Genomic DNA, 12,491 nt, shown 5'->3' with positions numbered 1-12,491 from the left:
CCTCCTTGATGTATTGGGTTAAAACCCTTCGACAAATCCATCATACCGAGGCGCTCCTTTTTTGACAAAGCCCAAATCTTAGGCCTTACAGGAATGTTTAGTCTAATAATACACCTAAGTATACAGAGACATTAAAATTAATGCATTTGAGCGATACTGTCACATCTCATTTTCGAACCATCAATATTAAGCACTCCACATGCCCCGTATGCGGGAAGCGACCGCTTTGCCGCGCCATCTGTTACAATCGCTTAATATCGCATCGAATCAACGTTCTTACAGCCAATTATCTTTGTAATCTTTTTCTTTGGTATGCTTTATCTCGAGCACGAACTTAAAGTTTTCTTTGAGTTTCATTAATGGGCTAATCTATCATGATAATATACATGGAGGAAAAACTCTATGAAAAGGCGAATGGTCAGCTTGTTTTTAGCGTTGCTACTGAGCTTGCCCCTCCCTGCTGCCCATACAGCAAGCGAGAATACAAAGTCAGACTCTCATTAAGGGTTATGAGGATGGCTCATTTAAGCCCGATGGAGCGATTACAAGAGCAGCATTCGTGGTTCTGGTGAACCGGTCGTTCGGGTTAAATGACAAGTCAGAAGTGAAAGTTAAACGTTAAGGTGGGTGGAGATACTCTCGTTCGAGGCGGAGGCTTGCATCCTTTCTATATCGTAGGATCGACTCATGGCGAGGTTGAAGTAAATAAGTCTTCTGGCGATGTTAGAGTCGCGCTTGATGACCAGAGTGAAATAGATCATATTGTTACGTACTGCATACTGCAACACGACTTACATCGACAACCGCAGCAGAAGCGAAGGCAGCAGTATCACCACAAATCGCTAAGGAGCCAGTATTAAAAATATCAGCTAAAAAAGGAAATGGGCAACTTGCCCTAAAAGTATACAACCAATAGTTACAAATAAGAAAGTTACTGCTGCAGGAAGCAATTTGGAAACTTCAATTGAATGAATGATAATTCTCGTAAAATATGTTCAAATCACATAAAGGTCCTTCACGGTAAAGGAGTGAGTCTGATGCTGGTTCTTGGAAGAAAACCCGGACAATACATAGTAATCAACGAAAAAATTATCATAAAGGTAATTAAAAGTGAAGAGGGGCACTTACGCTTGGCTATTGAAGCGCCAAAAGATATCTCTATCGTTCGCGGAGAATTACTTTCAGAATTTTCTGACTAAATGATTCTGAAGATTTATGCAACACTAGTGACCCTTCTATTTACTTGCAGCTTTCCTTAGATATTGAAGGTATTAATTTCAACATTTTATTTATTTCAAATATGAATTGAATGGATTTGTAAGCCGAAGCGTCAGTCGATTCCTCTGGGATAGAATATAGATATTTTCCGGGTTTAAATTGTGGTGAATAAACCCGTTTTAATGCCGCTTTCTAAGCAACTTTACTAATTCCAATGCGATGGAGAAAAAAACGAAGATCGATTTCATTCGTTTTCATGAACGTATTTAAAGTCATCTCTTTGTTTTCTTCCAAAGCTTTTAAACCTCCATCTGGCATGGGTTGCTCATAGGTAATTCGGACAGTATTCATTATCTACGAATTTTACGGGCTTACTTCAGGTTCGATTTATAAAAAATTATTAATCTTGAATTACGAAAGTGCGACCTCATAAAAACATAAAAAAGTACCCTGATCTTTGGTACAATGGTGTTTGCGAAGACAACATCACAACAAATTTTGCAGGCAGTAAAGTCATCCTGGGCTTGATTGAAACCATCCGTTTCAATCAAGCCCTTCGGACCTTGGGACTAGCCAAAGCGGCAAACGCCATTTCCCCCACGCATTGCATCTTACAGTACCTGATCATCGGCTGGCTTTTGGGCTGCGAACGTCTTTTTCACTATCGGTCGCTGCAAGGCGATGCCTTAGTAGCCCATGCGCTTGGCGATAGGGTGCCTCATCACACGTTGTTAAACAAGGACTTGCTTCGTCTGGGCAAAGCCCGCCAATGAAATCGACCTGTTCTTAAAGCTGCTTGCCTACAATCTGTTTGAACGATTTAAGCAGCATTGCTGTGAGCCGATCCAACAATCCTATACCGTTCAGCGGTTCCCACGAGTGTTTTTCCGTTGTGCAGGCGCGTTTGTAAGTCACGCTCGTCAGATGACCTTAAAGCTGTCTGCATCATTCCAAAACCAGAGGGTCTGGCGGCGGATGGAACAAAAAAGTATTTTATTGGGATGAAAGAGTTTAATTCCAAAATTAGTCTTGGAAATCCCGTTGCCCCTTCATTTGGAGCGGCAACGGGACGGCTTATTTCATCCACTCTGGATTGAATCGCAAATATCGCCTCCATAACTGGATGAGATGCCCAAGCCTATTTTTCTCAAACTACTGATTCTATAAGCTTTCGTAATTTAGGTTAATAACTTTCAAAAAATTTTTTCGCAAAAAGACTAAACATTTCAAATAAATTGTCGATATATATATTAATCACATATTCGATTACTCATGGACGAGTAAATACGCATGTAGTTTCAAGGAGGAACATTTGAAACAGATGCCTATTTATTCGTCTTTTTGCTGTTTAAATGTAGTTTTTTACAATTGAATAATTATTAAATAATTACGAGACTTAGGATGAGCAAATGAGTCGCCGTCATTCTTCAGGAGGAAGAATGCCAGCGGTTTGTTTGCTCATTTTTTTATGTCAATTTACTAAGCGGGATAAGGGGATGAGCTAATGCTCGTGTTAGGGAGAAAACCCGGAGAATATGTACTGATCGACAACAACATTATGGTAAAGGTCATTAAGAGCGATGAAGGCCATTTACGTTTGGCGATTGAAGCACCAAAGCATATTTCTATTGTTCGTGGAGAGTTATGGGAAGAAAACAATATAGCCTTAGAAACGGCAAAAAAGGTCGAAGCTCCTGCCACTTAAGGACGAGTGGTGAAGTCAAGGAAGATAACAGTTTGACTTACAAATCCTTGTTTTGGATTAGCGCGCAATCCATCAATGACTTGTGAGTACAGGGTAGCGCTTCAAAGGATGCCAACGGATAGGCATTCAAAAACACACCACATGGAGGTAATGAGAAATGAGAATTAACCACAACATTGCAGCACAGAACACGCACCGCCAATTAGCAGGTAACACAGGAGCAGCAGGAAAATCTTTAGAGAAATTGTCTTCCGGTCTTCGTATCAACCGTGCGGGCGACGACGCTGCAGGTCTTGCGATTTCCGAAAAAATGCGAGCACAAATCCGCGGATTGGATCAAGCACAGCGCAATGCGCAAGATTCGATATCCCTGATTCAGACGGCAGAAGGCGCGTTGACCGAAACACATAGTATCCTTCAACGTATGAAAGAACTCGCAACGCAAGCTGCCAACGATACGAACACTGCCGATGACCGCGGCGAGATTCAGAAGGAAATTAACCAATTGACGGCTGAAATTAACCGTATTGGCAATAGACCGAGTTCAACACGAAAAAACTGTTAAATGGGGACATTTCAGAAAAATCCGGTGTTGTAACGATTGATAAAACAACTAATCCTTTCAATGCGGGAACGACGACTATTTCGAATCCGGATTTAGATAAGAACAGTTCTCTGAAGGCAGGAAATTATTCAATAGATGTTATAGACACTGTAACGAAATCCGCAACCCACACTGCTGATAATTCAATTAAAAACGTTAGCGTTGGGGCAAACTCAACTCTGAACGCCGGCGATTATGAAATTCGTATTGGCCAAACGCAAACGAAGAATGCATCGCTTACAACTCCAGCCGGCTCTGTAACAGGCGTTTCGATTGCTCCTACTTCTACTTTGGCTAACGGTACACATGAAGTAACAATTACAAGAACAGATTCTGTTGCAACCGGCGTATTCACCGGTGCCAATACAGGTCTTACGGCTGATGGTATTACGGTTACAGGTAACAACACAGTGTCTGGAAGCTATGATGTAAAAACTGTAGGCGTTTTAGGTGCGGTAAACAATGGTACTGTTGGCGCAGGTGCGGCTGGTGCCCTTACTTTGAGTTTGGATAATCCTTCGGCACTGAGCAATGGAGTAGGATATCAACTTGCTTATGCAGATGAAGGCAACGGTATTTTTAGTGTTCAATTAATGGCTACCGACGGTACTACAGCTTTAACAGACAAAGTTATTCTGGATAATAACGTACAAAATTATCAATTCAAGGCATTGGGAACATCTAATGACTTCGGTGTGAGCTTTAAAACCGCTACTGGGGTTAACACCACATTAACTGGAGCTAACGCAGCCGGAAATCACCAAACATTTGATGTAAGCAGCACGGTTACATTAAGTCAAGGCGGCAGCACTGTAGGTACTACATCTATTGCTGCAGGTGCTGCTGCAGGTAGTATAACGATTGGAAATTTCACGATTGCCCACGGCGTTGGTAACACAATTATAAATGGAACTGATAGCTTTACTGTCACTAATGAGCTTGCAGCATCATTTGACGGCGGACCTGCAGTAACCTTTACTGCCGGCAGCACAGTTACCTTCGCAAACGGAGTAAGCATTGATACACGTGCTGATAGTACAACGTATAGCGCTTCTAACACTTATGACCTTACCGTTGGTACCGCAAATGCTTATACTGCAACAGTCCACGATGCCAATGGCGGCGTTGTGGTTGGCACGCAAACCTTAACGTTTGAGAATGGCGGCACTTATAACCTGGGTAATGGCGTAGATCTTACTATCGGTACACTTACTGGCCCTACCACACATGGATTCAGCGTTACTGCCGCAACAACGAAAACCGCTAAGCTGACAAACACAACAACTGGTGATACGACTACGAAATCTGATATTGCAGCCAACTCCACGATCGATTTTGGAAATGGCCTCAAAGTAAATATTGGCGCAAACACGAATGGTCAAGCCGCTTTTACAGTTGAAGGTGGCGTTGAGGACAGATCCTTGTCGATGCAAGTCGGAGCAAACCAAGGTCAATCCTTGTCCATGAATGTTGCAGACATGCGTGCAAGTGCTCTCGGGTTAACTTCTTCTGATGCATCTGCAGTAATTAAAGATAAAAGTGGAAATGTGATTACGGGTGCTGCTTGGACAACTACGAAACAAACCAATAATGGCACTGATAACGTAAATGTTGAATACTCTCTTGATGTTTCGGATGCTACTAAGGCTTCTGCAGCAATCAAGGTACTAGACAATTCCATTAATGCTGTATCTGCCGAACGTTCCAAATTAGGTGCATACCAAAATCGTTTGGAGCACACCATTAACAACCTTGGAGCTGCTTCTGAAAACCTTACAGCCGCTGAGTCGCGTATCCGTGATGTGGACATGGCGAAGGAAATGATGGAGTTCACTAAGAACAACATTCTTACTCAAGCAGCACAATCTATGTTGGCTCAAGCCAACCAACAGCCGCAAGGGGTACTGCAATTGCTCCGTTAATTTCCCAAAATCCCGAAGGGGTTTTCCCAAAGGCCCATTTATAACTTTTCGGTTTCCACTTATTACTAATTTTTCATGTAAAAACAACCTCCATCCCCACTTTATCATAGGTGGAATTGGAGGTTGTTTTGCATGAAGTCTGGGATCCTCTCTCTCATACGAACACTTATAAACAGCCGTTTACGTTACAATACCCCTTAATACGAACGAAGTATTCATCGCTGCGATTGCGTATAAAGGCTCTCTGGTATCAACAGTGTGGATGCTTCACATTTAGATGCTGTCGTAGATGAACTTAGTTGGGCCTATCAGGATGCCAAGAACAATCCTTTTGGAACGCCTATGTCTACTAAACAAGATACCCAGAACGCCTGCCACGGATTTCGCTCTATTTATGATACGGTTCAGCTCACTACACGTAAGGCAGCTTGGTTCTAACCCTTCTAGCTGTACTGTGTTAGCGGCAGTCGTGGTCACACTCCCAACCTTAACGCTATGTTCTCGCTTGCAACGCACTTCTGGCAACCAGCATATATCCGGCCCCCCGAATCGTAATGATTCTCTCAGGATTGACAGGGTCAGCCTCGATTTTTTTACGTAAATTACTGATGTGTACAGCGACCGTTCTCGTATCCTCCAGACTCTCCATTCCCCAGATGAGCTGAAACAACGTATCGACAGTGACGACACGATTAACGTTTTGTGCCAAATAGGACAGTAGACTGAACTCTTTTTTCGTTAAAAAAATGGTTTCGCTACCCATGATGACGGACTGTGCGTAGTAATCCAGCGTCAAACCCGGTAACTCCAGCAGTTGTTCCCTTCTGCCCGTCGACACTCTGCGAAGGTGAGCCTTGATCTTGGCCATGAGTACTCCTGGACTAAACGGCTTGGTCACATAATCGTCGCCGCCATAGGATAATGCGCTGATTTTGACCTCGTCCTCCTCACGGCTGCTCAGAAACACGATCGGCGCATTCGTGTAGATACGTGCGTTCCTGCACCAATCAATGCCGTTTTCATTAGCCAACAATACATCCAGTACAATCAAATCCGGCTCGAACGACGCAAGCAGTTTCATGGCTTCTGCCCCGCTGTAGCTGTAGGAGCATATGAAGCCCTCACGCTCGCAATACACCTGAACAATCTCGCATATATTGGGATCATCATCGACGATCATAATTTTGTGCATGTCCATCACGCTGTCACCTTCTTTCTTCTACAATACAAGAATACAAGGAAGCGATACATAGAATATCGACCCCGTCTTGCCGTCGCTCTCCGCTCGAATCGTCCCTCCATGCGCTTGTACGATTTCCCTGCAAATCGCCAGCCCGAGCCCGCTGCCCTCTATACCCTTCTCCAGGCCCGGTCGATCATACCTGTAATTACGATCGAAGATTTGCTCGAGCTGCTCTGGGGGAATACCTGTGCCTGAATCTTGCACGCTAATGATTGCACAGCGGGTATGATCCTCTTCTTCAACAGCTAGTGCAATACGCACCGCCCCACTGCTAGAAGTGAACTTCATCGCGTTCGACACTAGATTAAACAATGCCTGCTCTAATCTTTGCGCATCCATTTCGACAACAGGCACGTTAGGGCGTTGATCTTCCAAATCTCTGAAATCCAGCGTGAAATCCAACCCTGCGTCACGCACAACTAGCTCATATTGTTCATAGAACCGGCGCAAGAAGTGAACCACATGAACCTGCTCCATTCGGTACGAGACTTGTCCCGTCTCCAAATGCGACAAGAAGGACAACTCCTCGATCATGCGGTTAACCCTTATCGTGTTATCCCGGATATACTTCAAGTACTGTTCATTACGTTCCGGCTTGACCCTGTCCTGCACAGCTTCTACATAACCAAGCATACTGGACAGCGGCATACGCAGATCGTGCGTTATATAGGCAAGGAGCTTCTTCCTCCCTTCCTCGGAGTGAAGCAACCGGTCATACGACGTGCGGAGATCATCATGAGCTGCGGATAAGGCCTGTGTGCGTTCCTGCACGGTTCGTTCCAAATTCATATTCATTTCGGTCAGCTTGTTGTTAGCGTCCTGCAGTTCACGTGCAATCCTCTCCTCGTTCGATGCCGCCCTCGTAAATCTCGAAGAAAGCAGAATCATCTGTGCGATCGTAAACACCAACAAACCAAGCGGAGATGTATTTCCGATAAGCGACCATTCGTTGTAATATAAAAAATCGTTGATGACAGTAACCAAAGCAACCACCGACACCAGCAGGAAAATCAGCGCTCCCTCCATACGCCGCACGGCTGCGTGGGCCAGCCCAACCATCAGATAAATCATATGGAGAACAACCATCACACCGATCATCAGTAATAATTTTGTATATATAAGTGCAGGGGTCACCACGACAACGATACAGAATGCGCCGGTTACGATCCGCGTACCAAGCTGAAACCAACGCGACACATAATTCGGAAAAATGCAATCAAAGTACATCGTGATGATGTATGTACTGCTGCAAAGAATCAGGTACTCGATCTTGAACTGCAAGCCCCATGGAAAAGCAGGCCACAATTGTGTGATCAAGAGTTCGCCGACCAGCAATGATCGGATACCGAACAACAAGGTGAACAGACCAAAATACAATGGAGCCCTGTCTTTGCGTCGCAGTATGAACAACAGTAGGTGATACACGCCAATCACCAGCAGGCTTGCGGTGATGAACATTTCAGCAGCGATTTTCAGATTTTTCCTGACCGTTAACACATCACTGCCGCCCAACTCGATATACTTGGTGATTCCGCCTCGCTTATGATGGAGGTTGGCAACTTGCATAACCAGCTCCACCTTGTCATTCTTGGGCTGGAAGAACACCAGCTTCGTTGCCAGATGCGGTGTCACGCTACTCTTGTCCTGACCAACCACACCAACTTCTGCCAGCAGCTCGCCATTAACCCATAATTTATACGCATGAAAGATGGTAGGCAGCCGCAGAGCAAGCCGCTCGTTCCGATCCTGCTCGCTAAGTTGGATGACCACCCGAAATGTTGCATAGCCTGTACCGTTCAGTTGCTGACCATCTAACCGATAGCCTAGCCAGGAGCTCGGGATGCTGATCCAGCGGTCATGATTTCCGTCCCTTGCCGAACGAGTCTGTATGTCCTCAGGCGACAGCAGCTCATGCCAGTAGAACGCCCACTCTCCTTTTAACTTTAGCGGATTCTCACTGACATGAACCTGCGTTAAATCCAGAAATCCTTCTTTACTTTGAAACTTAGGAGAGTCTGGTACAGAGATGACGGCATAGCTTGCAACCAAACCAACAACAACGGCAGCAATTATATGAAGCAAGATAGTACGAGAACCGAATCGGAGAATTCCCCTCATTATGAACCAAACCCCAATCTACAAGAGCACAATAAGTAAGTTGATTATCTAAATAATATCATCATTATAGGAAAATGTACCCTGCAAATATCTACGAGGCGTTGAACACAAACATCACGATGAGGTCCTTTTTTGAACGTAAGGAAAACCGTCCACCCCCGGACGGTTAATTAACGTGCAAACCCATGTTTTAAGCAAGAAGAATAGAAACGGGTAACGAAGCAGACTCAACGATGCAGATCATAGCGGTTAGATTCAAATACATTCGGACTTCAATATACAGGTAAATGCGGCTCTTAACTACTACTTCCTTACGAGCGACACACAGCACTCCACATGTGTTGAGTATTTACGCTCCCACTCGCGGACCTAACCAGCTTTTAAGACATATTCATGTATCGGACAACGTTTAACGTTGGCAAACCAAATTACACATTGCAAACCCCGTCGGTGCAGCTATCATCACCTTTTGATTGGCCCTTTAATTCCAGTTTTTGAAATTTCTTTTCTTCATCCCAGATCGAGTTCAGAGCATTTAAAAAAACTTCCTCAGACTGAGCACCTGAAATGGTATATTTGTTATTAAACGCGAAGGTAGGTACGCTTGAAATATTCAACTTTCTAGCCTCGGCGATGTCTGCTTTGACCGAATCTTTATAAGCGTCAGATTCAAGCATTTCCGCTACGTCCTGTTCATTAAGCCCCGCCTCTCTGCCTAAGGAAACAAGTACGTTGTGGTCGGCGATATTCATGGATTGCGAAAGGTAAGCGCGAATAAGGCGTTCTGTTAACTCAGCTCCCTTCCCCACTTTGGCTGCAAAATGAACCAAACGATGACCATCAAAGGTATTTGCAATAATAACTGAATCATAATTGACATCCAGTCCAGCTTCTTTTTTAATCATTTCAGCTACTTGTGCTTGTTTGGCTTTCAATTTCTCGACAGTCATTCCCTTTTCCTGGGCAAGTTGCTGGACACTAACCGTTCTGTTTTCTGCATAAGGATCAAGTTGGAAACTACGATATACAACTTCCACTTTATCCCCCATCGTAAACATGCCAAGAGCATTCTCAAGTTTTCTTTTACCTATCACACAAAAGGGACATCCAAAATCCGACCAAACATCTATTCTCATCGTCAATTCCCCCAATGATTTAATGATCTTTCAATTCTTGATTAAACGAATCCATCCATAGTAATCAAAAACAAAATTGATTTTCAAATCGGACTCGTCTTTCCACGCTTTTTCCCATATGGCTGCATTAAAAAAATCGTTCATGAGTATTCCCCACCCTTATGGTTTATGGATTTCCCTCAACGAACGGCCTGATTCGCCGCCTGTTCATGCTCCGGCGATTTCCCTTTACGGAGAAAGAGACCGAGTACGAGCGCAACGAGCGCGATGATGACACCGAACCAGAACGCATTGTTGATACCGGCGACGAGGCCTTTGACGATTTCCGCCGGAGCCTGCGGATCGCTCGCTCCACTCAAGTACTGCTTCTGACCGCCCGACATAATACTGATGTACAGGGCAGTACCGATTGCGCCAGACACCTGCTGCAGCGTATTCAAGATCGCTGTCCCGTGCGGGTGCAGATGGCTTGGCAGCTGGTTGAGCCCCGCTGTCTGTGCCGGCATCATGACTAGCGCGATGCCAATCATCAGCGAGATGTGAACGGCAACGAGGAAGCCGGTGCTCGTCGCTTCGTCGAATCGGGTGAATTGCCACAACGAGACGACGGCAGCGGCCAGTCCTGGGATGACCAGAACGCGAGGCCCAAACTTGTCAAACAGCTTGCCTGAGATCGGGGCCATGAACCCGTTCACAATCCCGCCAGGAAGGAGGATCAAACCGGACTTGAATGCCGTTACCATGAGCACGCCTTGCATAAACATCGGAAGCATGATCGCCGATGAGAAAAATGTCATCATAAGCACAAACATCAGCACTGCGACAAGCGCAAATGTCGGATACCGAAACGCACGTAAATCCATGATAGGCTGCTTTAACAATAGCTGCCTCCTGACGAACAGCAACAAGGAAACACCGCCCGCGGCGATCGTCCAGATGACTTCCGGTTCCGACCAACCGTGTTCGCCAGCACTGCTGAACCCATAGACGATTCCGCCGAAGCCGATCGTCGACAACACGATGGATAAGAGGTCCACTCGCGGTTTGGTGACTTCCGACACATTCTTCAGGACAGCGGCCCCTATAATAATAGAGAGCAGCGCAAACGGTATCACAAGGTAAAACAGCCAGCGCCATGAAAGCCCGTCAACGATTAAACCCGATATAGTCGGGCCAATCGCCGGCGCGAACATGACGACGAGCCCTAACATCCCCATTGCGCCTCCTCGCTTTTCCGGCGGATAAATGGTCATGATTACGTTCATTACAAGCGGCAGCAGCATTCCGGTTCCTATGGCTTGAATAATCCGCCCGACCAGCAGCACGCCGAATGCCGGCGACACCGCCGAGATGACCGTACCGACGAAGAACAGACTCATCGCTGACAGAAATATTTGCCGGGTCGTGAACCATTGCTGCAGGATTGCCGTCACCGGAACAAGCACGCCAACGACGAGCATGTAGGCGGTGGAAAGCCACTGGCCCGTTGCCGCAGACACGCCAAACGATTTCATCAATTCGGGAAGGGCATTGCCCATTAGTGTCTCGTTCAAAGCGGCGACGAACAGGCCGACAATTAGAGCAAGCATGATCGGACCGCGCTTAATATTATTTAAATCGATCATCCGTTTTTCCCCCAAGCCTCTGTATTCAGTTCATTGTTGATGACCGCGGCGGCAAATGCGCCCATAGAAGCCGCAGCTATGGCCTGATGCATTCGCGATGCTGCATCCCCGGCGCTATAGACGCCCGGAATGTTCGTTTTTCCGAATTCATCGACGACGATCGCCCCCCATTCCGTAATCTCGCATCCGATCGTTTGAGGCAAGTCCGATCCTGTAACCAGATCCGGTTTGAAAAAGATCCCCGTGCATGGAACGATCGTCTCGTCTTCAAGAATGACTTGCCGAACGGTCCCATCACTGGAGTCGATCTGCCGTATCGGCGAGTCGAATAGAGGCACATGATTCCGCTGGAGCTCTCGCGCTCGGCATCCGTCAGTTCATCAGGTCCATTCGTGCAGACGGTAAAACGGTTCGTCCATCCGGATATGAGTGGAGCGAAATGCATAAGCTCAGCCCCCTTCGTAATGATGACAAGCGGCTGATCCCTTAACTCCCAGCCGTCGCAATAGGGGCATACGAAAGCGCTTTTCCCGTATACTTCCGCCAGTCCCGGAATGCCCAGCGGCTGATCCTTCATGCCGACGGTAAACAATACTTTTTTGCTTGCAAAAGTTTGTCCCTGCTCCGTCTCAATTTGAAACTGACCGTCGGTTCCCACGATCGACACCGCCGTATCCGCCACGAATGATACGGAGGGATAGGCGCTGATTTCTTCCTTCGCAATTCGCCGAAACTCGCTCGGACTGATCCCGTCGCGGGTAAGAAACCCGTGGACCTCGCGAGTCACAGCGTTGCGGGGACGGCCTACATCGATCACCGCCACCTTTTTCCTTGCCCTACCAAGCACCAGGGCGCGTTCAACCCAGCTGGCCCACCGCCAATAATTGTCACATCGAAAAGTTGTTTTTCCATTACTAATA

Annotated in this window: 13 protein-coding genes and 2 pseudogenes; 8 read left to right on the top strand and 7 right to left on the bottom strand. The window is 46.1% G+C overall.

Features of this window, described 5'->3' with window-relative positions:
* The first annotated feature begins 457 nt into the window (after window positions 1-457).
* The 3 genes from FU659_RS38780 to FU659_RS11320 all read left to right on the top strand — a co-directional run bounded on the left by FU659_RS38780 (window position 458) and on the right by FU659_RS11320 (window position 1,199).
* Window positions 458-622, top strand: coding sequence for an S-layer homology domain-containing protein (locus tag FU659_RS38780; protein ID WP_147947681.1), 165 nt, complete (start codon window positions 458-460; stop codon window positions 620-622).
* Window position 623: 1 nt separating this feature from the next.
* Window positions 624-860, top strand: coding sequence for a hypothetical protein (locus FU659_RS35380; RefSeq protein ID WP_187274080.1), 237 nt, complete (start codon window positions 624-626; stop codon window positions 858-860).
* Window positions 861-1,037: 177 nt separating this feature from the next.
* Window positions 1,038-1,199 carry a carbon storage regulator gene (locus tag FU659_RS11320; protein WP_147947669.1) on the top strand — a complete coding sequence of 54 codons (162 nt, stop codon included), beginning with the start codon at window positions 1,038-1,040 and terminating at the stop codon, window positions 1,197-1,199.
* 211 nt (window positions 1,200-1,410) lie between these two features.
* Here the strand turns inward: FU659_RS11320 and FU659_RS35375 are convergent, their stop codons facing one another.
* Entirely contained in the window at window positions 1,411-1,569 is a 159-nt protein-coding gene (locus FU659_RS35375) for a hypothetical protein (RefSeq protein WP_187274079.1), read from the bottom strand.
* Between the two features lie 68 nt (window positions 1,570-1,637).
* On the opposite strand from FU659_RS35375, the gene FU659_RS37060 reads away from it, so the two are divergent.
* Window positions 1,638-1,991, top strand: a complete 354-nt coding sequence (locus FU659_RS37060; protein ID WP_147947668.1) for a hypothetical protein — start codon at window positions 1,638-1,640, stop codon at window positions 1,989-1,991.
* Between the two features lie 13 nt (window positions 1,992-2,004).
* Here FU659_RS37060 and FU659_RS37055 read toward each other — a convergent pair whose 3' ends face one another.
* The gene (locus tag FU659_RS37055) at window positions 2,005-2,133 is read right to left on the bottom strand and encodes a hypothetical protein (RefSeq protein ID WP_261807761.1); all 129 of its coding nucleotides are present in this window, start codon (window positions 2,131-2,133) and stop codon (window positions 2,005-2,007) included.
* A 589-nt stretch (window positions 2,134-2,722) separates the two neighbouring features.
* On the opposite strand from FU659_RS37055, the gene FU659_RS11305 reads away from it, so the two are divergent.
* From FU659_RS11305 to FU659_RS11290, 4 genes and pseudogenes are all read left to right on the top strand, one after another.
* Complete coding sequence (locus tag FU659_RS11305) at window positions 2,723-2,923, top strand: carbon storage regulator (protein WP_147947667.1); 201 nt, start codon at window positions 2,723-2,725, stop codon at window positions 2,921-2,923.
* Between the two features lie 157 nt (window positions 2,924-3,080).
* Window positions 3,081-3,503 (top strand): annotated as a pseudogene (locus FU659_RS11300) (flagellin N-terminal helical domain-containing protein); the annotation flags it as partial.
* A gap of 314 nt (window positions 3,504-3,817) precedes the next feature.
* A complete protein-coding gene (locus FU659_RS38260; RefSeq protein WP_315971305.1) occupies window positions 3,818-5,449 on the top strand; it encodes a flagellin in 1,632 nt (543 codons plus the stop codon).
* A gap of 258 nt (window positions 5,450-5,707) precedes the next feature.
* Complete coding sequence (locus FU659_RS11290; RefSeq protein ID WP_147947666.1) at window positions 5,708-5,887, top strand: hypothetical protein; 180 nt, start codon at window positions 5,708-5,710, stop codon at window positions 5,885-5,887.
* 55 nt (window positions 5,888-5,942) lie between these two features.
* On the opposite strand, the gene FU659_RS11285 is transcribed toward FU659_RS11290, so the two are convergent.
* The 5 genes and pseudogenes from FU659_RS11285 to FU659_RS11265 all read right to left on the bottom strand — a co-directional run bounded on the left by FU659_RS11285 (window position 5,943) and on the right by FU659_RS11265 (window position 12,483).
* Window positions 5,943-6,647, bottom strand: coding sequence for a response regulator transcription factor (locus FU659_RS11285; protein ID WP_147947665.1), 705 nt, complete (start codon window positions 6,645-6,647; stop codon window positions 5,943-5,945).
* Window positions 6,648-6,668: 21 nt separating this feature from the next.
* On the bottom strand, window positions 6,669-8,774 hold the full coding sequence (locus FU659_RS11280) for a sensor histidine kinase (protein ID WP_261807760.1): 2,106 nt from the start codon (window positions 8,772-8,774) through the stop codon (window positions 6,669-6,671).
* A gap of 464 nt (window positions 8,775-9,238) precedes the next feature.
* Entirely contained in the window at window positions 9,239-9,946 is a 708-nt protein-coding gene (locus FU659_RS11275) for a DsbA family oxidoreductase (RefSeq protein WP_147947663.1), read from the bottom strand.
* Window positions 9,947-10,125: 179 nt separating this feature from the next.
* Window positions 10,126-11,571 carry an MDR family MFS transporter gene (locus FU659_RS11270; RefSeq protein WP_147947662.1) on the bottom strand — a complete coding sequence of 482 codons (1,446 nt, stop codon included), beginning with the start codon at window positions 11,569-11,571 and terminating at the stop codon, window positions 10,126-10,128.
* Window positions 11,568-12,483 (bottom strand): annotated as a pseudogene (locus tag FU659_RS11265) (NAD(P)/FAD-dependent oxidoreductase). The gene FU659_RS11270 and the pseudogene FU659_RS11265 overlap by 4 nt, the downstream one beginning before the upstream one ends.
* Between the last annotated feature and the right edge of the window lie 8 nt (window positions 12,484-12,491).

Source organism: Paenibacillus sp. N3.4 (assembly GCF_008017805.1).
Lineage (GTDB): Bacteria > Bacillota > Bacilli > Paenibacillales > NBRC-103111 > Paenibacillus_E.
Note: the sequence above shows the minus strand (reverse complement) of the source record. Positions and strands in the feature narration are given on the sequence as shown.